This window comes from Haladaptatus sp. T7 (genome assembly GCF_026008575.1).
Lineage (GTDB): Archaea > Halobacteriota > Halobacteria > Halobacteriales > Haladaptataceae > Haladaptatus > Haladaptatus paucihalophilus.
Genome location: NZ_BROP01000006.1, coordinates 246,329 through 267,802 on the forward strand (window position 1 = coordinate 246,329; position 21,474 = coordinate 267,802).

The window sequence follows — 21,474 nt, forward strand, 5'->3', positions numbered from 1 at the left end:
CGCCGCTACCCGCGCGCAGTCCCGCCATACGACAAAATAGACCAATAATATCCACCCATATTTCCAACTGGTGCAATCTTTTCCCAATAATTTAATACCCACCACAACACACCCCGTGCCATGAGCAAGCAAGACGGTCGGTCAGTAGAGGGACCAAACATCGTGACGGACCTGCCGGGCACGAAGGCGAAGCAACTCGTCGAGGCGGACGGCGAAGTCGTCTCGCCGAGTTCGCCGCGGGCGTACCCGCTCGCCGTCGAGAGTGCGCAGGGACTGAACGTGACCGACGTGGACGGCAACCGCTTTTGGGACTTCGCCAGCGGTATCGCGGTGACGAACGTCGGCCACCGCCACCCGAAGGTCGTGGAGGCGGCGAAGGACCAACTCGACGTGCTGGTCCACCCGGCGTTCTGCGACTACTACTCGCCGGAGCCGACGCGACTGGCCGAACGACTCGAAGCGATTGCCCCCGGCGACTCCCCGAAGAAGGTGTTCTTCGGCAACAGCGGCGCGGAGGCGGTCGAAGCGGGAATGAAACTCGCGCGGCACCACACGGGCCGCCACCGATTCATCGCCTTCGAAGGCGGGTTCCACGGACGGACGATGGGCGCGCTTTCGCTCACCGCGAGCAAGACGAAGTACAAGCGCGGGTTCGGCCCGCTCGTTCCCGGCGTGGACCACATTCCGTACCCGAAGCCCAGGAAGTACGGTAGCGACGAGGCCGCGATGGAAGCGACGTTCGACGCCTTCGAGGACCTGATTCGAACGCGCGTTCCCGTGGACGAAATCGCGGGTATCGTCGTCGAACCCGTACAGGGAGAGGGAGGCTACGTCGTGCCACCGGAGGGATTCCACCAACGCCTCCGCGAGTTCGCGGATGACCACGGTATCCTCCTCATCGCCGACGAGGTGCAGGCCGGATTCGGCCGCACCGGCGAGTGGTTCGGGATGGACAACTGGGCCGTCGAACCCGACATCACCCTGATGGGCAAGGGCATCGCCAACGGCCTCCCGATGTCCGCGATGGTCGCCAAAGAATCGGTGATGACGTGGGGAGCGGGAACGCACGCGAGCACGTACCACGGAAATCCCGTGGCCGCCGCCGCCGCGAACGCCGTCATCGACGTCATCGAAGAGGAGAACCTCCTGGACAACGCGACCGATGTCGGCGCGCACCTGATGGACGAACTCGACGCGCTCGCGGAGGAGTTCCCGCAAATCGCGGAGGTGCGCGGCCTCGGCTTGATGATCGGTGCCGAATTCGTCGACCCCGAGACGGGCGAACCCGACGGCGACCTCTCCGAGGCGGTCATGCACACCGCGTGGGAACACGGCCTGATGATTCTCCCGTGCGGCCAGAGCACGGTCAGATTCGCGCCGCCGCTCACCATCACGAAAGAACAAGCCACGGTCGGTGTCGAACTCTTCGGCGAGGCGCTCGCGGAGGCGCTGGAGTAACCCACCCCATCTATGTCTTCCGACATCTCATCCGACACAGCCGACGGTATCGAAACCGAGATAGACCCCGACGAGACGGTCGAGTTGCTCCAGGACGTGGTTCGGATTCCGAGCCCGTTCTTCGAGGAAGAAGCGGTCGCCGCGTACATCTTCGACTGGTTGGACCAACGCGACCTCGACCCTGAGTATCACGCGGTCTCCGAACCGGCCATCACCGGCTTCGAGGGAAACAACGTCGTCGCCCGCCTCGAAGGCTCCGACCCCGACGCGCCGACCGTCCTCCTGAACGGGCACATGGACACCGTGCAGCACGTCGACGGTTGGGAAGAAGACCCCTGTTCGGGCCGCATCGAGGACGGCAAACTGTACGGACAGGGTTCGTGCGACATGAAAGGCGGCCTCGCCTCGCTCCTCGTCGCCTTCGAGGCCCTCTCGAAGCGCGACCTCCGCGGCGACGTGATTCTCACGGCGGTCGTGGACGAAGAGGGGCCGTTCGGCCTCGGGACCGACGCGACGATTCGAGACGGTCTCACCGACGACTGCGACCTCGCCGTCGTCACCGAACCTGCGCCGACCATCACCCAACAGACCATCGAAAACCCGGCAATCGTCCTCGGCGCGCGCGGCCGCTTCCTCTACGAGGTAACTGTTACCGGAACGGCCGCACACGGGTCGCAACCGGACATGGGCGTGAACGCTGCACTCGACGCCGCGCGTCTCGCAGCGGCCTTCGAAGGGATGGAACTCGGCCAGCACCCGAAACTCGGGTCCGGTTCCGTCTGCCTGCTCTCCATCGAGGGGGGAGGAGAACCGCTCTCGGTCCCCGACCGCTGTGAGATGGAGATAGACCGCCACGTTGTGCCCGGCGAGACGGCCGAATCCGTCCTCGCGGACGCGGAGCAACTCGTCGCCAGCCTCGACTTGGAGAGCGACGTGGACGTTTCACTTCGGGAGACGCCGGAGCCGGGCATGTACTTTCAGCCCTACGTGACCGACGAGGACGACCCGCTCGTGCGGCCGTTCTTCGAGAGCATCCGCACGCTGTTCGACACCGACCCCGACGTGGGCTACTTCTCCAGCATCGGTGATTTCAACCACCTCGGCGGCCGCGCCGGGATTCCGACCGTCATCGTCGGACCCAGCGGCGCGAACGTCCACGGGACGGGCGAGTACGTCCAACTGGACGAAGTAGTCGAGACCGCACAGGTCGTCGCCGACGCAGTGAATCGGTTGGTCGAGTGAGCGTCTGGAACAATCAGGGAGTTCGAGGTGACTGACGCCTCATGCCTCCCGCTCACGAAACACGTCGGAGAAGCCATCGAACCGCGAGAGACGAACCGCGTCGTAGTAATCCGTCGGATTTCCGCGAAGGAGCTGTTCTGCGACGACGTGTCCGATGACCGGCGCGAGTTGGATACCGGCGGCGTTGAAGCCCGTGACGTAGAATCCGTCTACCTCGGTCCACCCGGCAATCGCGCCCGCGTCCGGCGTCAGCGAACGCACGCCGACCCACTCGTCCGCGACGCGCGCGCCCTCGGTCCACGGAAAGTACGTTTCGACCACGCGCCGAATCTTCTCGCGGAGGTCCGCGGGGACCGCAGTCGGCGCGTCGTCGGGGTCGATGTCGCGTCCGGCCTCGTCGTAGCCGCCGGGGTAGTGTCCCGCGAAGACGGTTCCGTCGGGTTGCTGGCGGAAATAGACGCCGCTCTCGGCGTGTTTGACGCTGAACGTGTCGTACGGGACGCCAGCGGGCGGGTCGAAGATGAGAATCGGGCCGAGGGTGTGTCGAATCGGGAGGTCGAGGCCGACCAATCCCGCGATACGGGTGTTCCACGGTCCGGCCGCGGCGACGACGGCGTCGAACTCGCGGTGTTCGCCGTCGGCGACGAGACCCGTAACGGAGCCGTCAGCCGTCGTCACGTCCTCGACTCTGGTGTCTATCTCGAAGGTCACACCTCGATTCCGCGCTCGTGTGACGAACTCCGCGGCGAGTTCGGTCGCGTCGAGAAATCCGATGTTCGGACGGTAAAGTGCACCCTCGACGGTGGACGTGTCCACTCCCGGATGGAGGAGTTCCGCGTCGAGTCTGTCGCCGGGAACGTACTCGACCGGTCCGTGGGCGCACTCGCGGGCCTCGGCTCGCAGTTTTCGGGCTTCCTCCGGTGTTGAAGCGATTCCGAGTCGGGGCGCGAGCGTGTACGGCGAGTTCATCCGCGGGGCCTCGAAGAACTCGTTGTAGAGGCGAACGCCGTACGCTTTGAGGCGGCGATACGCCGGCGGTTCATCGCCCCAGAGGCCGCAGAACGCTCCCGAGGCGGCCGTCGTCTCACCCGCGAGTTCACCCTGTTCGAAGACAGTCACGTCCGCGTCGGCCGTCTCGCCGAGGTGGTACGCGACGCTCGAACCGACGATTCCGCCACCGATTACCGCGGTTCGTGTCGTTTGCATGGAAATGGTCGCTACGCCGACCCGGATGGTCGCGCGGCAGTCTCGTAGTCGTAGATGGTGAGGTATTAACAATGCTTCCGATTATTCGGCACGAGATAGGAGAGTCTATAGACTGAGCTACTAATTCTATAAGCAAGCAGCAACAATCGCGGTCGCACTCGGATGCCCTCGTCGGCGAGGAGGCGGCGAATCTCTGGGGCATACTCGGATTCGGCGAGCGATTTGTGGGACAGCCTTGATTCAACCCACTCCATTAATCGGCACTCCATTTTAGAATTTGGACGAAAGAACCATCCAAATGTTCTACTGTGACCACCATGACACGAAAAATTTAAGTATTAGTAATGGGATTGCCCGATAGAGTATGATAGAGAAACTCAACCGCCGTTCGTTCCTGAAATCCACCGGGACGACGGCGGCAATCGGTTCTTTGGCTCTGGCAGGGTGCACGGAGAACGGAGGGACGAAAGACGGCTCGTCCTCCGGCGATGAGGAGATGACCGATACGCTGAAGTTCTACTCGTGGGGAGGGTCGACCCAAGAGGCCCTCAACAAGCACGTCATCGAACCGTTCGAAGAGGAGTACGACGTCACGGTCAAGCAGTCGAGCTTCGGCGGGCAGGACAAGATGCTGGCCAACGTCCGGTCGAGTCCGGAGGGCTCCTACGACATCATCATGCCCTCGACCGCGAGTTCCTACGCGGCGGCGAAGCAGGGCCTCGTCGAACCGCTCCGTCTCGACAACATCGAGACGTGGTCGAACCTCATGCCGGTGTTCAAGGACTTCATCGTCGACCCCGGCGAGGAGATCCACACCGCACCGCTGTACTACGGCACCATCGGGATGGCATACAACACCGACCACATCGACGATTCCAACGGCCTCTCGTGGGACATGACCTTCGACCAGCAGTTCAAAGGCAACGTCGCCATGGAGGGCGTCCCGTACATCCGGACGTTCACCACGGCGCTCAAACTCGGCATGGACCCGAACAAGATGGCGGGCGACGCCGGGTCCTACGAGGACGGCGTACAGAATGTGTACGACGCGATGGCCGAACAGCACAAACTCGTCAAGAAGTACTGGACGAGCGGACAGGAACTGACGTCGCTGTTCTCCAACGAGACCGCCTACGTCGGCGAGGCGTGGGGCGGTCGCATCCTCTCGCTTCAGGACGAGGGGTACGACAACCTCAAGTACGGTATCCCGAAGGAAGGAGCCATGGGCTGGACGGACACGCTCGCCATCGCCAAGGGTTCGAAGAACCGGTACACCGCAGAGAAGTTCATCGAATTCGCCTACCGCGACGACGTCATCAAGAACCTCGCGCCCGAAATCGGGTATCCGCCAGCGACGAAAGTCACCTCAAGCGACATCAAGGCGCTCCCGGACTTCGACTCGTCCGGCGGTGAGAACCTGAAATTCCAGGATATGAAGTTCAAGAACGAACACCAACAAGAGTGGTCCCAAACGTTCGAGCAGATCAAGCTTGGGAACTACTGAGCCGTCGCAGACAGCCCCGATTATATTCAAATACACGATTACCCCGAAATAACATGAGCTACGTACAAATCTCCGGTGTTACGAAGCGGTTTGGTGACGTACGTGCGGTCAATGACGTCAGTTTCGAGGCCGAGCGCGGTGAGTTCGTCTCGCTTCTCGGTCCGTCAGGGTGCGGCAAGACGACGACGCTCCGTATGATTGCCGGACTCGAAACGCCGACGTCGGGAACCATCGAAATCGGTGGTGAGGTGGTGACCGAACAACCCCCTTACGAGCGCGACATCGGCATGGTGTTCCAGCACTACGCGCTCTTCCCGCACAAGACCGTCGGCGAGAACGTCGGGTTCCCGCTGAAGATGCGCGGCGTCGATAAAGAAGAACGGCGAACCCGTGTCGAGGAAGCCCTCGAAATGGTCCGACTGCCCGGCATGGTGGACCGCTCCCCGACCGAACTCTCCGGCGGCCAACAACAGCGCGTCGCCCTCGCGCGGGCGCTCGTGTTCGAGCCGAACGTCCTCTTGATGGACGAACCCCTCTCCGCGCTCGACCGCGTTCTTCGACAGAAAATGCGCATCGAACTGGAACGCATCCAAGAGGAGATCGGCATCACGACCATCTACGTCACCCACGACCAGATGGAGGCGTTTTCGCTGTCCGACCGCGTCATCGTCCTCGACAGCGGCGAACTCTCCCAACAGGGCAGTCCGCTCGACATCTACGAGAACCCACAGTCCGAGTTCGTCGGCGAGTTCATCGGTCAATCGACCAAACTCGCGGGGACTGTCACCGCCGAAGACGACAGTGTTACACTCCAGACCGACTCCGGCCTGACGCTCGAATCGACCGAACAGACGCTCTCGCCGAACGACCCCGCGCTGGCCTTCCTCCGGGCGGAGAAACTCAGCATCTCGAAGGTTTCGACCGGGGCCGCGAACGAACTGTCGGCGACGGTGACGACGATGAGTTATCTCGGCGAGAAGACGCTGTTCTTCTGTACCCTCTCGACCGGCGAGGAGGTGACAGTCGCTGAACACGGCTTCACCGGCGTCGAAGAGTACGAGTCTGGAGACGAGGTGTTCATCACGATTCCGGCGGAAGAACTCCTCCTCGTAAACGATAAGCCCGAGAGAGAACCCGCATGAGTAGCGAGCAAGAGTCGTTCGGAAACGGTGTTCAGTCGGCCTCGACTGGAGCCGACGGCCTCCGCGAGCGGGCGTTCAAAATCAGGACCGCGATACTTCGGTCCGGCCCCGTCACCGGCACGTTCGACCGAATCAAGCGGCACGAGAGCATCCTCGCAAGCGTGCAAGCGGGCCTCGGTCTCGGCTGGATGTTTCTGTTCCTCTTCGCCCCGCTTCTGTACATTGTAACGCTGTCTTTCTGGCAGCGCGGCACAGGGGGCGTCATCATCCAGCAGTTCTCGCTGAGCAACTACGAGTTCATCCTCACCCAGAACGTCGACCTCGCAACGCTGACGTTCAACAACCTGTATCTGACCATCCTCTGGCAGTCCCTGAAGTACGGCGTGTTCGTCACGCTGGGCGCGCTCGCCCTCGGATACGTGCCCGCGTACTTCCTGGGTCGGACCGTCTCGAAGTGGAAGGCGGCGTTCCTCCTCCTCGTCGTGCTTCCCTTCTGGGTGCCGCTCATCATCCGATACTACGCGTGGATTCTCGTCCTCGGGAACAAGGGCCTCCTCGTGTCGATGCTCGGGTGGGTCGGCATCGAGAGCGGCGGGTTCCTCTACTCGGACCTCGCGGTCATCTCGGGGCTCACGCAAGCGTTGCTACCATTCATGATACTCCCGATTTACAACAGCGTCAACGAGATAGACGACTCGCTCATCGAGAGCGCGAAGACGATGGGTGCGACGCCGCTGCGGGCGTTCTACGAGGTGACGCTCCCGCTGACGCTCCCGGGCATCAGCGCGGGCGTGATTCTCGTGTTCATCCTCTCGGTCGGGAGTTACATGGCACCGGCGCTGCTGGGCGCCCCGTCGAACACGATGGTCGCCAACCTCATCGAGACGACCTTCGGTCAGAACCTCGACTGGCCGCTGGCGAGCGCCATGGGCGTCGTCTACCTGCTCGTGTTGTTCGTCCTCATCAGCCTGTTCAACCGATTCGTTGGCCTCGACGACGTGTTCGGAGGTGGTTCCGAATGAGCACCCGCGACGAACTCGGATGGAACGCAATCAGGGGGACGACCGGGTTAGTGTACCTGTTCCTCTTGTTCCCGCTCCTCGCGGTGGTCATCATCTCGTTCCAACCGTCGAAGTTTCCGACGTTCCCACCAGAGGGATTCAGTCTCAAATGGTACGAGACGTTCCTCAACAGCGACCGGATGCTCACGGCGCTCAAGAACAGTTTCATCGTCGCGCTCGGCGCGTCGGTGTGTGCGGGCATCGTCGGCACCATAACCGCCCTCGGCTTCGTCCGGCGGTCGTTCCCCAAGAAGAACATCCTATCGAGCGTGCTCTTCCTGCCGATGATAATCAGCCCGGTCGTCATCGGCGTGGCGCTGACGGCCTTCCTCACGAAAATGGGGTTTCAGAAGAACTACCTGTTCCTCATCGCGGGCCACACGACGCTCGTGTTACCCTACATTTTCGTGACCGTCAGAGCCCAACTCTACGGATTCGACCAGTCGGTCGAGGAGGCCGCGATGACGCTCGGCGCGAACGAACTGGAAACCTTCTTCGAGGTGACCCTGCCACTCATCGCGCCGGGGCTCGCCGCGGGAATGCTCCTCGCGTTCGTCATCAGTTTCGGCGAGTTCACGGCGACCCAGTTCTGGGTCCAACCGGCGACCTCGACCGCGCCCATCGAGATTTACACGATGGTTCGCACCAGTATCACGCCGATGATCAACGCGATGGCGACGGTGCTGATGCTCATCACCGTGGCCGTCCCGCTCACATTGGACCTCCTCCTCGGCAAGAACCTCATCCTCAAATCGGGGCTTTGAGACGTCGCCGGGAGTTTTCCGTTTCTCGCTGGAAAAACGCCAGCTGAGTCCGAAGAGCATAGACTTGGACGACAAAGGGTGACACGTAGACAGCACAGAGTGATGGGAACGGAACCTCACCCGTGCCATTTTCGTTCGCTATCGAACTGCCCATCTCCACGCATATCATCCACAGCGGTACGCAGTCCCTTCGGGTCTTCTGAGGGTCGAAAATCACGGATGAATGAACTCGGGTCAGGCTGCCAGCTTTGCGAGTGAACCTGCTAGTCTCCGAAAGCAGTTGCGAGCAGCGGAGACGGTACAAGAACACCGTGAGGTGATGCGTGCGATGGCAGTACTTGAGCGAAAATAGCAGTCCGAGACGTGCGTATCGATACGACGCACCGTGAAGCAGTCCGAGTAACGGATAGACCTTGAGTTTATCTACTGGGCCATTGATTTATCCATATTGCTCCCGAAGTTCCGGTAAAGATGGATCCCCAAGAAATCTACTCTACGCTCACGGAGGAGATGAACACTATTCTCATCGGTAATGACGATGTTATCGAGGGAATCGCTATCGCGCTATTCACACGAGGCCATATCCTTCTCGAAGGGGTTCCCGGTGTTGCCAAAACGACGATTGCGAACGCATTCGCGCACACGACCGGATTTGAATTCAATCGGATTCAGATGACGCCGGATCTGCTCCCAGCGGATATTACAGGCACTCACGTCTATCGAGAAAGGACTGGCGAATTTAGCCTCCAGCGGGGTCCGATTTTTTCGAATTTACTCGTCGCCGACGAGATCAACCGCGCCACGCCGAAAACACAGAGCGCACTGCTCGAAGGCATGCAGGAACGGACCGTCACCATCGAGGGCGACACGCTTTCATTGCCAACACCGTTCATGGTCATCGCCACCCAGAACCCCATCGAGATGGAGGGCACGTACGAGCTTCCCGAAGCGCAACGCGACCGATTCCAGTGCAAGCTCACCGTGGACCTCCCCTCCGATGAGGACGAGATACAGCTCATCGACCGCTTTAACGAGACGCCGAATCTCAATCCGACGGACCTCTCTCAGGTCGTCAGCGCCGACGACATCCTCGACGCGCGCGAGCGGGTGCGAACCGTGCACGTCGCCGAGTCGGTCAAATCCTACATCCAATCGCTCGTGAGCGCGTCCCGGACGCATTCGGACCTCGCGCACGGCGGGTCGCCGCGCGCGACGCTCGCACTGCTCCACACCGCGAAGGCCCGCGCCGCGATTCACGGCCGCGACTACGTGATTCCCGACGACGTGAAGGCGCTGGCGGTCCCCGTGATGCGCCACCGCCTCGTCTTGAGCACCGAGGCGGAGTTGAGCGACCGCTCGCCGGTCGATGTCGTCCGTGATTTGTTGGACAGCGTCGCCCCACCGAGTAGTGTAACCGACGACAGTAGTGAAAACGGAGACACGATCGACACCGATGTCGGAACCGCAAAATTATCCAATATCGACTGAAAATTCGAATCACAGGTGCTCAATCCGGTCGTGTGCAGCTACGAAGGCGTCACTTTGTTTTGTCACGATCTAGAACTCACAACGACTCGATTCGTGATAGCTCGGGGTCGACTCGTCCCGCTCGTCACCGTCGCTCGTCCCCGCCGGGGAGCCACCGGCTTCCGGGAAGAGTGCGGCGATGAAGGTGTATCCAGGGGGAACAGAACGAACGCGAAGCCGACGAAAGTCCGAATGGGGGTCGCGTTGAGACCGGGGCCAGTCGATTTTTCCACGTATACGTGATTCCTGACGGGGGCGTTTTTTCCGACGGGGACGTTTTCAGAATAGCGCGAGTGTCGGATAGAAATCCCCAACCAAGTCGATAACTGCGCCAAAATTAGCGTACCTTCGAAGTTGTGGTCTATCACGATAGCGAGCAACGGTATATCAAATAGAGCTATAGAATCTATTGCCGTTCTCGCCAGCCCGTGATTTCCGGCGATTAGGTCCCCTATCCGAGACGGTGACATCTGTTCCGGATTTCAACCAAGACGATATTCCGAAAAACACTCGAACACCGCTGCATCGAACACCGCTGCAGCGGTACCGAACCGCACTTCGAATAGCAAGCTACGCCGTCTATGATCGGTGTCTTCGCTCGGCGATGATTTCGACGAGACGCTCGGGTTCTTCCGCTGCAAGCGTCAGGACGGCATCGTGGATTTCACGCTTTTCCTCATCTCGGATTCCTTGGCGTCGAAGTTCCGGAACGACCGTAATCCCGACTGCATCTTCGAATTCGTCCCACGTGTCGCCTCGCGCGTACAGTGGTCGTTGTCGAACCTCCGAATATTCGAACGCCGGCCCGGACGACGTCGCCGACTCGTTCGTGGATCGTGCCTGCGTCGCCTCTGGGGAGTTCTCCTCGGGAGGAGCATCGGTTTCCGATTTCACGGAGGGTTCGTGGGAAGACTCGGATGCCCCCTGACCAGCCCCCTGATCGGTCTCATCGCTTTCGACGGCACCCAAATCGTCGAAGGGATTCGCATCGGTCATCGCTCGACACCACCGTTGACGACGATGGAGGCCAGTTCCTCGAAGTTCTCGAGTTGGCTGTTTTCGGGGTTGTAATCTAGGAGCGGTTGATGTTCTTTCAGCGATTTCGAAAGCGATGCACTGTATCGGATACCGGGTTTCGGCGGCTGTATCTCGCCCTCGTCGATCGCCTCGAACTCGTCGACCGTGATTCGCGCAAAGTTCGGAACTTTCCCTTCCGTCGCCTCGGCCGTATTCAGGTTTTCGAGAAGTTCGCGGTCTTCGGTTCGCTGGTCGATTCGCTCACGGAGTTTGTTCGGGACGAGCGCAAGAACGTCGATATCGATGTACTCCCGCGAGGGAGTGATAAGCCGCTCCATCGTCCGTTTGTACCCACCGATGGAGCTGGACCCCGGTTCGAGGGGGATCATTACGTTTCCAGATGCGACCAGCGCGTTGTTGTTGAGCATTCCGGGATAGGCCGGGCAGTCGAACACGATGTAGTCGTATCGCTCCCCGAGAAGCGGGTCGACGATTTTCGTTTTAACCCGTGCAGACCCCTGAAGCGCACCTGCAAGGTCTTTTTCGACATCTTCGAGCGAATCAGAGGACGGGAGGAGGTCGAAACCGAAATCGGTCTCCTGAACGAGGTCGGCGGCGGTCGCATTGCCGTGGTCGAGGATGACATCGCCGAGGTTGGTCTCACCTCGGTAGACATCACCGAAGCCGAGACCGTTGGTTGCGTGGCCGTTTGGATCGAGATCGGCAAACAACACTCGGCCACGCTCTGTCAGTTGGCGTGCAAGATTCATCGAAATCGTTGATTTGCCGACGCCGCCTTTCAAGATGACTACGCTCACAGCGCGTGGAGTGTCTACGTTAGCTACCATTGTGTCCCCGGCCGCCGGAATGTCGTTTTTAATAGGTACCTCATTTACACCAGTCACCTATTGTATGGTATTTGCCTACTTCGGCGGTTGAGATAGCCATCTCGCCAAGGAGACATAAACTTGCCGCAAGTAGATGGTTGAACTACAATAGGTAGCTTAGGGGAGATAGGTTCAGTAGCTGAGTTACCTATTGGAGCTACCATCGGTGCCCGACCATTGAATACGAACGGAGGAGATTAGCCACCGAAGTTAGCGAAGATAGATGGCTAGGCGAGAATAGGTGGTACAGGAATAGAAGCAAAGGTACCGGAGGCACCTATTGTAAGTTAGGGAGACCTATTGTAACGAAGGAGAGTGGACAAAATATCAGTGAACCATTATCAGTGAACACGGTATCAGTGAGGGTGTATCGGTCGTGCTCGTTCAAACGGTCGGTCTAGTCTCGAAACAGGCCAACAAAAAGGGATAGGTGGCTAAATGTCAATAGTTACAATAGGTAGAGAGGCTACCTCGTGAATCTACACCAGAGAGGTCAGCTGGACAGTGTGCAGTAACACCATCGTCGAAACGCGGTCTTCGCAACACGGTGCACCCGAGGAGGTACCCCGGAGAAAATCTCTACAGGGATATCCCGACGCATCGACCGAATGGCCACTGTTAGAGTAAAGGGAAAGAAGTTCGTAGGTGGCTAAATTGAAGTCTTACCGCTCTCGATTTTTCTGACAGCACGATTTCCCTCAACAGCAACCGCTTCTACTCACTACTGTCACTCCTTGTTTTACGCATCGAATTCGACCGGTCCTTTGTATTTGGATTTGATTTTGTCGCCCTCGCGCCACTGCCAGTAGTAGCGATTGTCGTTGATCTCTTTCACCGTAATCGTAGCTCTGGAAGGAACATCGTCGGGGAGGTCATCAGGTCGCTCCTGAGCATGTTCCTCCTCTCGCTCGGCCAGTCGTCGTTCGCGCTCTCGATACTCGGCCAACTCCGTGGCGTATCTGGCAACGTATCGGAGCAGTTCGGGTGAGCACTCGTCGAGCGTTTCGGCGAAATCAGTCGGAAGGTCTTGCGGTGGAGTTGGTGGCGAGTAGGTCATGGATGAATGGATGACGGGTGTTTGGCGTGTGTTTGACGGGAGTTTAACCAACACGGATGGCAGACTCGTTGCGTTGTTGGTTAAACCGAGCGGTGAAAGCCGGGTTCTCGTCGAGGCCATCGACGCTCACGCCCAAAGCGACACGCTTCCTTGGAACGTTACGCGTGGAATCCGCTGACCTGCCGGCCTGTCGGAATCCACCCGAATTCGGCCGCAACCCCCTCCCCCCGTTATCGAAGTGTAAACGGACGAGTGATGGGGGGAGGTGTTGAGAACGGAAGGGCGGATGAGAAAGAGGAAAAGACGGTGCTGTGGACGTATTGGAGACAGATGGATTCTAAAATGAGTTCTAAGACGGGTACTAAGTGGTTCTAAGGCCGAAAAACAGCATATTCAACTATAGCATATAGAAAGGGAAGGTTTAAGCCAATAGAGATAAAACAATATCCACAAACTAGAATTCGTAATAGTTAAAATGAGTTTGGAGAGGGTTCTAGAGAGACGAGAGCAGCGTATTGTCACCCCCACCTCTCCAAACGAGAGTTACACTTCGATAACGGGGTGGGGGTGACGTCACTCTCCGTTTCTTTCAAGGGGTCGCCTCGATTTTAGGCCGAGATCCGCTCATCGAACGATGGCCCTCTACTGCCAACGCCTCTAGTTTTACTCATCGCCTCATCGACATCCTCATCAGTAGGCGGTATACAACTGTTCGTCGGACCGTTCTTCGAAACGTGCCCTAGGAGAACCTGTGGACAACACGTTGCAACCGTCGATCGTGGTTCCCCGGCGTATCTCGCTCACGAATCGGCTGTTACACTTCGACAACGGGGTGGGTGTTCGAACGTGCCTTCTTCATACCGACAATGACCGTTGAAAGCAAGAACACGATGTATCACAACCACTGGGTGGGTGTTGAGTTACACTTCGATAACGGGGTTGACAACGACCAGTAAGTCGATGCTTGCTGTCGGTTTCTTCTCCAATTTACACTTCGATAACGGGGTAAGCGGTGTGACGGGACGAGAATTGCAGCGGCGTCTCGACGTCGCAGTCCGTTACACTTCGATAACGGGGTCTTTTCGTCCATCGTTACACTTCGGCGACGGGGTGAGTTGGGCCGAGAACCGGCACCTATCTCCTGATTTCGGGTTTATTCACTTTTCGACATTCCCGTTGGCGTGGAAAACGATACACTTCGAACACGGGGTGGTAACGAACGATTCCGAGATTGTCACCGACTGCTGTTGGCAGTTACACTTCGACACAGGGGTTTGTAACCGTCTGCTATCCGTCGTTCACGAACTCTTGAATCCTCGCGTTCACGAACTCTTGAATCTCTGCATCTTCGTTTGCGCGATGGTCTTGAGGTGGTCCGTTTCGTCGGCTATCGCCGAAAGTCGGGAATCTTCCGCGAGCAGATCGAGAATTGGTTGGGGATTATCCGAAAAAGAAAACTCCATGTGCATTCCCTGACCGCGGCCACGGCTTTTCCGCTCGGCGTCAACGATTCCGTACGTGTTGAGCTCTTTGACGTACTTGATGTACGTTTCGCGCGTCATCTGGTCGGCGTCCAACAGCTCCGTGATCCACTTGTAGACTTGATACCCGACGGGACTCGGGACGGACGTCGTGGCGTGGGCCGTATGTACCGCGACGGCCGCCGTTGCATAGAGTGAGATCTTCTTTTGCGTGGAGAGCCCTTCGATTTGGGTCAGCATGCGGTCTTTATCGACTTCGTCCTGTGAGTCTCGGACGTGCGATTCCGTTACCATCTCGTCGTTTTGTCGGTCGGCGAGGTCACCGGCTTTCCGGAAGAGGTCGATTCCTTTGCGGGCATCACCGTGACTTTGGGCGGCGAACGCCGCGACCAACGGAATAACATCATCACTGAGGGCCCCAGCTCGGAAGGCGTCGCGACGATGTTCGAGGATTTCTCGAAGCTGGTTCGCGTCGTAGTCGGAAAAGGGGATGTCTTCGGGGTTGAACGAACTCTCCGAGCGCCCGTCGACGTTCTCCATGAACTTGGGGTCGTTCGTCAGGGCGGCGACGGACACCGTCCCGTGAATGGTGTCCGTCTTCCCCGCGCGCGACAGTTGATAGAGCAGTTTCGAATACGCGGGCTCGTCTTCCCGACCGACGAGGAGGTCGATTTCGTCGAGGATGAAGATGACCGAATCGTAGTACGTGTTGATAAGGTCGTAGAGTCGTTCGTACTTCTGTTCGGTGGAGACGCCGGTTGCCGGAACGCCGGTTTTGACGCCCACGTCTTTCGCGACCGTTTCGACGAGTTTGTAGACCGCACGGTCGAGGGTGGTGATCGGCTGGCAGTTGAGACTGATAACACCGAAGTTGATATCCTGTGATTCACAGAGCTCGACGATTTGTCCGCAGACGGCATTGACGATGAGGGACTTCCCGGTACCGGAGGGACCGTAGAGAAGCATATTGGGGGGTCGCTCATCACGCAAGGCCGGTTTGAGATAGGCGACGACCGCTTGGAGTTGGTCGTCACGGCCGACGATACGTTCTTCGTCGATGATGGTATCCGGTTCGACGAGGTTCCGGTTCACGAAAACCGATTTACCGGAGTCCTCCTCGAGGAGCTCACGAATCGTTTTTTGACCGGAGCCGTCGGCCGTCGGTGGGTCGGTCGCGGTTCCCTCGATGCTATCCGAGAGAGCGTCGTCCGGTGTCCCCATGTCATCGTCTGGCATATCAAAAAGCAACAAGACTACGGATAAAAAACTACCTATGTCGAAGTCTAACTGCTCGAAGAGAGTAGTTTTACCATCTCAAATGGTGGACTTGTAATACTGGGTACGGACCGCAACCGAAGTCTAAAACCGTGAACCGAAGAACCGGCGAAATATCACCGTGCGAGCTAATCCGTGATACGCAAGTTGTCGCCGACTTCGTAGAGATACCCTCGAAGCAACAGCGTTTCGAGCAGGTCGTCGACGAGTACGCTCTCGATATCGTGCTCTCGAAGCACTCGACCTGCTTGCTCGTAGGTAAACGACTCACTTGAACCGAAGCGAGTACGCAGATGTGTGAGCGCTTCCGTTGCCATCGGTGATAATGGCGTGTAGTCGGAATCCCGGTGGGGCATCGTGGACAGTAATCCCTTCGACTCTCGGGGTGTTAAGAATTCGTCCCATCGAGATTCCCTCCGGATTACAATTTTCCACGTTCGCAACTGAATCGATACCTGAACGGACCACAGACGGGTACCCGAAGCCGCCATCGTGTTTGTCGATAGACCAGTGATTTGCTCTGCAATCATCGTCTCGTTGTCTTCGAGTACGGAAGAATGGGAGAAGTAGAGCGTATAGGGAATTGGCAGAGAAAGCGGTGGGAGAGAAAGAGGTGGGAGAGAAAGAGGTGGGAGAGAAAGCGGTGACAGAGATGGTCCCCGGAGAATGGATGGAGTAGTTAACTCCTTGGAAATAGGTGAAATAGTTAGAATAGGTGGAATAGGTGGATGGCGAGAATAGAAACAGAGCGTATCGGGAGAATTGGAAACTACCCACTTCCGTTTCGTCTCGAATTCGTCACGTGGGCGATGGCTAGAACGCTATGCGGTCAAGCCAAGCCGCAGTGTACACACGTTCTGTTTCCTTCGTACACAAAAAAGTTAAACAGCTATTCCACGATTGGTTAGATGAGTGTCGTTAGCATGCAACGAACTATCTTCGACGACAGCGAGTACGAACGGCGTTTAGAACGGACGAAAGAGCGACTGCGCGAAGCGGAACTCGACGCGCTCGTCGTGGCCGACCCCGCGAACATGAACTATCTCACGGGGTACGACGGCTGGTCGTTCTACGTCCATCAGGCTGTCGTGGTCTCCCTGGAACGTGACGAACCCGTGTGGGTCGGTCGCGGCATGGACGCCAACGGCGCACGGGCAACCACGTGGCTCGACGAGGAGAGCATTCGGGCGTACGACGACGACTACGTTCACTCGCCGTACGACCGTCATCCGATGGATTACTTGAGCGCGGTTCTCGAAGACCTCGACGTGGACGACGGCGACATCGGGTTGGAGATGGACGCCTACTACTTTACCGCGAAATCCTACACGCGACTCCAGAAGAACCTCCCCGAAGCCGACTTCGAGGACGCGACGCTCCTCGTCAACTGGCTTCGAATCAAGAAGAGCGAGCAGGAACTCGACTACATGCGCGAGGCGGCGCGCATCTCCGAGGAGGCGATGCTGGCCGGACTCGACGCCATCGAGGAGGGCGTTCCCGAGTACGAGGCAGCCGCCGCCATCTACGACGGTCTCATCCGCGGTACCGACGATTTCGGCGGCGACTATCCCTCCATCGTTCCGCTGATGCCCTCGGGCGACCACACGGGGACACCCCACCTCACGTGGACCGACCGGGAGTTCGAGGACGGCGACCCCGTTATCATCGAACTCTCCGGGTGTCGGCACCGCTATCACTCGCCGCTCGCCCGGACGACGTTCGTCGGCGACCCTCCGGTCGAGATTCAGCGAACGGCGGATGTGGTGGTCGAAGGACTCGAAGCCGCGCTCGATGCCGTCGAACCCGGCGTCACCTGCGAGTCGGTCGAGAAGGTTTGGCGGGACACCATCGCACAATACGACCTCGAAAAGGAGGACCGAATCGCCTACACGATGGGACTGGGATACCCGCCGGACTGGGGTGAGCACACCGCCAGCATGCGTCCCGGCGACGAAACGGTGCTGGAGAAGGACATGACCTTCCACATGATTCCGGGCCTCTGGTTCGACGATTTCGGGGTCGAGCTGAGCGAGACGTTCCGCGTCACCTCGAACGGTGCCGAAGTGCTGGCCGATTTCCCGCGACGCCTCTTTACGTCGTAATCGAGGACTCGGAAAGGGGGTGTTTCGAAGAATCGGAAAGAGGTGTGGTGAATCGGAAAGGAGGACCGTCAACGGGAGATGTGATTCAGTTCGGCTCCGGCGCGAGGACCTGATTTTCCAACGGTTCGCCCGTTTCGAGGCGTTCGAGGTTCCCCGCAACGATGTCGGCGAGCCGGTCCCAGTGGAGCGGCGTGTGTCCGCCGGTGTGCGGCGTGATGAGGCAGTTCTCCAAGTCCCATAGCGGATGGTCGGCCGGGAGGGGTTCGGGGTCGGTCACGTCGAGCGCCGCCCCGCGAATCTTGTTCGACCGGAGCGCGGCGACCAGTGCGTCGGTATCGACGATTGGGCCGCGAGCGGTGTTGACGAGAACGGCGTCCGTCGGCATCGTCGCGAGCTCCGACTCCCCGATGAGGCCGCGCGTCGCCTCCGTGAGCGGACAGGCGACGACGACGTACCGACTGCGAGAGAGGGCGTCGTGGATGGCGTCCTCGTCGAAGCCGACGACTTCGTTTGTCGGGCCGCCCTTCTCCGGCGTGTACCGAACGCCGATGGTCTCTACCTCGAACCCCTGAAGACGTTGGGTGACCGCCTGTCCGATGGACCCGAGACCGATGACGGTGACGGTGCTCCCGGTGAGTTCCCCGGATTGGAAATGTCGCCACTCGGAGCGCCGCTTCCGTCGCCATCCTTCGTGTAGACGGCGGGAGAAAACGAGCATGTTGCCGACGGCCTGCTCGGCGATGCCGGGCGCGTGGATGCCCCCCGCGTTCGTCACCGCGACGCCGCGTTCCCCGAGTACGTCCATGGGAACGTGGTCGGTGCCCGCGAACGTACACGCGAACAGTTCGAGTCGGTCGGCGCGGGCGAGCAGCGCTTCGTCTACGGTGATGCCGGTGACGACTCGGGCATCCGCGACGAGTTCGCGCTCCATCTTCGGCGTCCGAGCGTGAACGACGGTTCGGTCGGGGAGACGTTCGCGCAACGCCTCTGCGTACGATTCCATCGAGAGTCCTTCGGTCCCCTCGCGGAGGACGACGATATCCGGGTTTTCACTCATGTGCACCACCGCGTCTGCTGACGCGAATCGACGGTCGAACGATTGTCAGGCCCCACCTTAGTCCTTTTGTGTAGTCGCTGTCAACGAATTGCGTTTACAATTAAGTGGCTGGGCGTGCCAGTACCACGCATGGCGGAACCAATACGCGACCGACTCGCCGACGTGCGGCGGGAGTTTCATCGGTACCCGGAACCGGCGTGGCGCGAGTTCTACACGACGCATCGACTCGTCGAGGAGATTCGGGAGATCGGCGCCGACGAACTCGCCGTCGGCACGGAGGCGTACGACAGCGACGACAGGATGGCCGTCCCAGACGCCGAGGACATCGAGGAGTGGTCCGAGCGCGCCCGCGAACGCGGTGCCGACCCCGAACTTCTCGACAGCATGGAGGGTGGAAACACTGGGGTCGTTGCGGTCCTGAATCGAGGGTCAGGACCGACGGTCGGCCTACGGGTGGACATCGACGGCCTGTTCATCGAGGAATCGACGGACGGCGACCACGTACCCGTCGCCGAGGAGTTCAGGTCCGAAGGGGACGGGACGATGCACGCCTGCGGTCACGACTCCCACATGACGTGGGGGTTGGCGACGCTCGAAGCCATCGCGGAGAGCGACTTCGAGGGGACGCTCGTCGTCTTCTTCCAACCCGCCGAGGAGGTGTCGGGTGGCGGCCACCCGATGGCGGAGAGTCGGTTCGCCGACGACCTCGATTACCTCTTTGCCGTCCACGTCGGATTGGACCATCCGACCGGCGAGGTCGTCGCCGGAATCGAGCGACCGCTCGCCATGTGCCACGTCGACGTGACGTTCGAGGGAACCTCCGCACACGCCGGAAAAGCGCCGCAGGACGGCGATAACGCGATGCAGGCGCTCGGAACCGCCATCCAGAACGCCTACGCGATTCCGCGGCACGAGGACGGGATGACCCGCGTCAACCTCGGATGGGCGGAAGCCGGGACGTCGAGCAACGTCATCGCCGATTTCGCACACGTCGAAGCGGAGGCGCGCGGCGAGACGACCGAACTCATGGAGTACATGCAATCCCGCCTGAACCGGACGCTCGAAACCGCCGCCGAGATGCACGGCTGTGACGTTGACATCGACGTGCGGAGTAAATCCCCGCGCGCGGACAGCGACCCCGAACTCGCCGACGTCGTGGCGAACGTCGCCCGCGACGCCGATGGCGTCGAGTCGGTCCTTCCGGCCGCGGACTTCGGCGCGAGCGAGGACGCCACGTTCCTGATGCGACGGGTACAGGAGAACGGCGGTCTCGCCACGTATCTCATCGTCGGCACCGACCACCCGACGAGCCATCACACGCCGACGTTCGACGTCGACGAACGGAGCCTCGAAATCGGCGTGGACGTGTTGGTCGAATCCATCCGTTCCGTCCCGGGGACCGAAGCGTGAACTCCGAACGGACGAACGACGAGGACGTGTACCCGTCCGCCGACGATATCGTGGGCGTGAACGACGTGAACGCCGCTCGAACGCGTCTCGACGGCGTGATTCACCGGACGCCGCTCGACCGCTCGACGACGTTCGCGGAGCGAAGCGGGGCGGCCTCTGTGGGCCTCAAACTGGAGAACATGCAACGAACGGGGTCGTTCAAGAGTCGCGGCGCGTACAACACGATGGCGCAGTTGTCGTCGTCTGAGCGCGAGCGCGGCGTCGTCGCGTCGAGCGCGGGCAATCACGCGCAGGGCGTCGCCTTTGTCGGGGGATTGCTCGGCATCGACACGACCATCGTCGTCCCCGAGGTGACCCCCTCCGCGAAGATAGAAGCGACCAGAGGATACGGCGCGGAAGTCCTCGTCGAAGGCGATATCTACGAACGGTCCTACGAGCACGCCCTCGAACTCGCGGACGAGGAGGGGTTGCGATTCGTCCACCCGTTCAACGACGAGGAGATAATCGCGGGACAGGGAACCGTCGGCCTCGAACTGCTCGACCAGTATCCGGAACTGGATACCGTCCTCGTCTCCATCGGCGGCGGCGGCCTGATTTCGGGAATCGCAACCGTTCTCAAGGCGCACGACCCGGACATCCGTGTCGTCGGCGTGCAACCGGAGGGCGCGTTCCACGCCAAGCCGTCGCTCGAACGCGACGAAATCCACGAACTGTCGGACGTGGACACCGTGGCCGAAGGCATCGCCGACACTCGACTGCTCGACAAGACCTTCGCCGTCATCCGCGAGCGAGTGGACGACGTGGTGAGCGTCAGCGACCGCGAGATGAGCGTCGCCGTCGCGCTCCTCGCCGAGCGGGCGAAAACGGTCGCGGAAACCGCTGGCGCAGCGCCGCTCGCGGCGCTGCTCTCCGGCGCGGTGGACGTCACGAACGAACACGTCGCGGTAATCGTCTCCGGGGGCAACGTGAACCTCTCCGACCACGCCGAGCGTACCCGCTCCGGTTTGATGCGACTCGGCCGGTACGCGGAGGCTCGCCTTTCGGTCGCGGACTGGCCGAGCGGACTCGACGCGCTCACTGAAACCCTCGAACGACACGGCGCGGAACTGGAGGAACTGGAGCGGGCGCGCCGAACCGACGCGGACGACCCGAATCGAACGCCGGTGACCATCGGCGTGGCGGGAGGCGGACGGGACCATCTTTCGACGGTGTTCGACGCGCTGGACGACCGGGACGGCATCGCGGTGGAGAACGGTCCGTTGGACGGGTGAAGTCGGTCGCAAA

17 protein-coding genes are annotated in these 21,474 nt (G+C 60.0%); 10 read left to right on the top strand and 7 right to left on the bottom strand.

The features are described from left to right. Nucleotides 1–120 precede the first annotated feature (120 nt). Nucleotides 121–1,458: an acetyl ornithine aminotransferase family protein gene (locus OPC11_RS16940; protein WP_264782697.1), complete on the top strand. Its 1,338-nt coding sequence runs from the start codon at nucleotides 121–123 to the stop codon at nucleotides 1,456–1,458. A 12-nt stretch (nucleotides 1,459–1,470) separates the two neighbouring features. Further along, nucleotides 1,471–2,700 (top strand): M20 family metallopeptidase, encoded by a 1,230-nt coding sequence (locus OPC11_RS16945; protein ID WP_264782698.1) that lies wholly within the window; start codon nucleotides 1,471–1,473, stop codon nucleotides 2,698–2,700. A gap of 39 nt (nucleotides 2,701–2,739) precedes the next feature. On the opposite strand, the gene OPC11_RS16950 is transcribed toward OPC11_RS16945, so the two are convergent. Beyond that, nucleotides 2,740–3,906, bottom strand: coding sequence for an FAD-binding oxidoreductase (locus tag OPC11_RS16950; RefSeq protein ID WP_007981295.1), 1,167 nt, complete (start codon nucleotides 3,904–3,906; stop codon nucleotides 2,740–2,742). 364 nt (nucleotides 3,907–4,270) lie between these two features. Here OPC11_RS16950 and OPC11_RS16955 point away from each other — a divergent pair, with 364 nt between their 5' ends. From OPC11_RS16955 to OPC11_RS16975, 5 genes are all read left to right on the top strand, one after another. After that, nucleotides 4,271–5,410 (top strand): PotD/PotF family extracellular solute-binding protein, encoded by a 1,140-nt coding sequence (locus tag OPC11_RS16955; protein ID WP_264782699.1) that lies wholly within the window; start codon nucleotides 4,271–4,273, stop codon nucleotides 5,408–5,410. Nucleotides 5,411–5,463: 53 nt separating this feature from the next. Beyond that, nucleotides 5,464–6,552: an ABC transporter ATP-binding protein gene (locus OPC11_RS16960; protein ID WP_007981293.1), complete on the top strand. Its 1,089-nt coding sequence runs from the start codon at nucleotides 5,464–5,466 to the stop codon at nucleotides 6,550–6,552. After that, nucleotides 6,549–7,574, top strand: a complete 1,026-nt coding sequence (locus OPC11_RS16965) for an ABC transporter permease (protein WP_007981292.1) — start codon at nucleotides 6,549–6,551, stop codon at nucleotides 7,572–7,574. Before OPC11_RS16960 ends, OPC11_RS16965 begins: the two co-directional genes overlap by 4 nt. Continuing rightward, nucleotides 7,571–8,377 (top strand): ABC transporter permease, encoded by an 807-nt coding sequence (locus tag OPC11_RS16970; RefSeq protein ID WP_007981291.1) that lies wholly within the window; start codon nucleotides 7,571–7,573, stop codon nucleotides 8,375–8,377. The genes OPC11_RS16965 and OPC11_RS16970 overlap by 4 nt, the downstream gene beginning before the upstream one ends. A 471-nt stretch (nucleotides 8,378–8,848) precedes the next feature. Then, nucleotides 8,849–9,865: a MoxR family ATPase gene (locus tag OPC11_RS16975; protein ID WP_264782700.1), complete on the top strand. Its 1,017-nt coding sequence runs from the start codon at nucleotides 8,849–8,851 to the stop codon at nucleotides 9,863–9,865. Between the two features lie 618 nt (nucleotides 9,866–10,483). Here the strand turns inward: OPC11_RS16975 and OPC11_RS16980 are convergent. The 5 genes from OPC11_RS16980 to OPC11_RS17000 all read right to left on the bottom strand — a co-directional run bounded on the left by OPC11_RS16980 (nucleotide 10,484) and on the right by OPC11_RS17000 (nucleotide 15,938). Beyond that, nucleotides 10,484–10,900 (bottom strand): hypothetical protein, encoded by a 417-nt coding sequence (locus OPC11_RS16980; protein ID WP_007981289.1) that lies wholly within the window; start codon nucleotides 10,898–10,900, stop codon nucleotides 10,484–10,486. Beyond that, on the bottom strand, nucleotides 10,897–11,739 hold the full coding sequence (locus tag OPC11_RS16985) for a ParA family protein (protein WP_264782701.1): 843 nt from the start codon (nucleotides 11,737–11,739) through the stop codon (nucleotides 10,897–10,899). Before OPC11_RS16985 ends, OPC11_RS16980 begins: the two co-directional genes overlap by 4 nt. 808 nt (nucleotides 11,740–12,547) lie before the next feature. Next, nucleotides 12,548–12,865, bottom strand: coding sequence for a hypothetical protein (locus OPC11_RS16990; RefSeq protein ID WP_007981287.1), 318 nt, complete (start codon nucleotides 12,863–12,865; stop codon nucleotides 12,548–12,550). A 1,322-nt stretch (nucleotides 12,866–14,187) separates the two neighbouring features. Then, nucleotides 14,188–15,567, bottom strand: coding sequence for an orc1/cdc6 family replication initiation protein (locus OPC11_RS16995; protein ID WP_264782740.1), 1,380 nt, complete (start codon nucleotides 15,565–15,567; stop codon nucleotides 14,188–14,190). Between the two features lie 182 nt (nucleotides 15,568–15,749). Beyond that, nucleotides 15,750–15,938, bottom strand: coding sequence for a hypothetical protein (locus OPC11_RS17000; protein ID WP_264782702.1), 189 nt, complete (start codon nucleotides 15,936–15,938; stop codon nucleotides 15,750–15,752). 606 nt (nucleotides 15,939–16,544) lie between these two features. Here OPC11_RS17000 and OPC11_RS17005 point away from each other — a divergent pair. Further along, nucleotides 16,545–17,723: a M24 family metallopeptidase gene (locus OPC11_RS17005; protein ID WP_264782703.1), complete on the top strand. Its 1,179-nt coding sequence runs from the start codon at nucleotides 16,545–16,547 to the stop codon at nucleotides 17,721–17,723. An 85-nt stretch (nucleotides 17,724–17,808) separates the two neighbouring features. On the opposite strand, the gene OPC11_RS17010 is transcribed toward OPC11_RS17005, so the two are convergent. Continuing rightward, nucleotides 17,809–18,780 carry a D-2-hydroxyacid dehydrogenase gene (locus tag OPC11_RS17010; RefSeq protein WP_264782704.1) on the bottom strand — a complete coding sequence of 324 codons (972 nt, stop codon included), beginning with the start codon at nucleotides 18,778–18,780 and terminating at the stop codon, nucleotides 17,809–17,811. A gap of 129 nt (nucleotides 18,781–18,909) precedes the next feature. On the opposite strand from OPC11_RS17010, the gene OPC11_RS17015 reads away from it, so the two are divergent. Further along, entirely contained in the window at nucleotides 18,910–20,190 is a 1,281-nt protein-coding gene (locus OPC11_RS17015) for an amidohydrolase (protein ID WP_264782705.1), read from the top strand. Continuing rightward, nucleotides 20,187–21,461 (top strand): threonine ammonia-lyase, encoded by a 1,275-nt coding sequence (ilvA, locus tag OPC11_RS17020; RefSeq protein WP_264782706.1) that lies wholly within the window; start codon nucleotides 20,187–20,189, stop codon nucleotides 21,459–21,461. The genes OPC11_RS17015 and ilvA overlap by 4 nt, the downstream gene beginning before the upstream one ends. Nucleotides 21,462–21,474 lie beyond the last annotated feature (13 nt).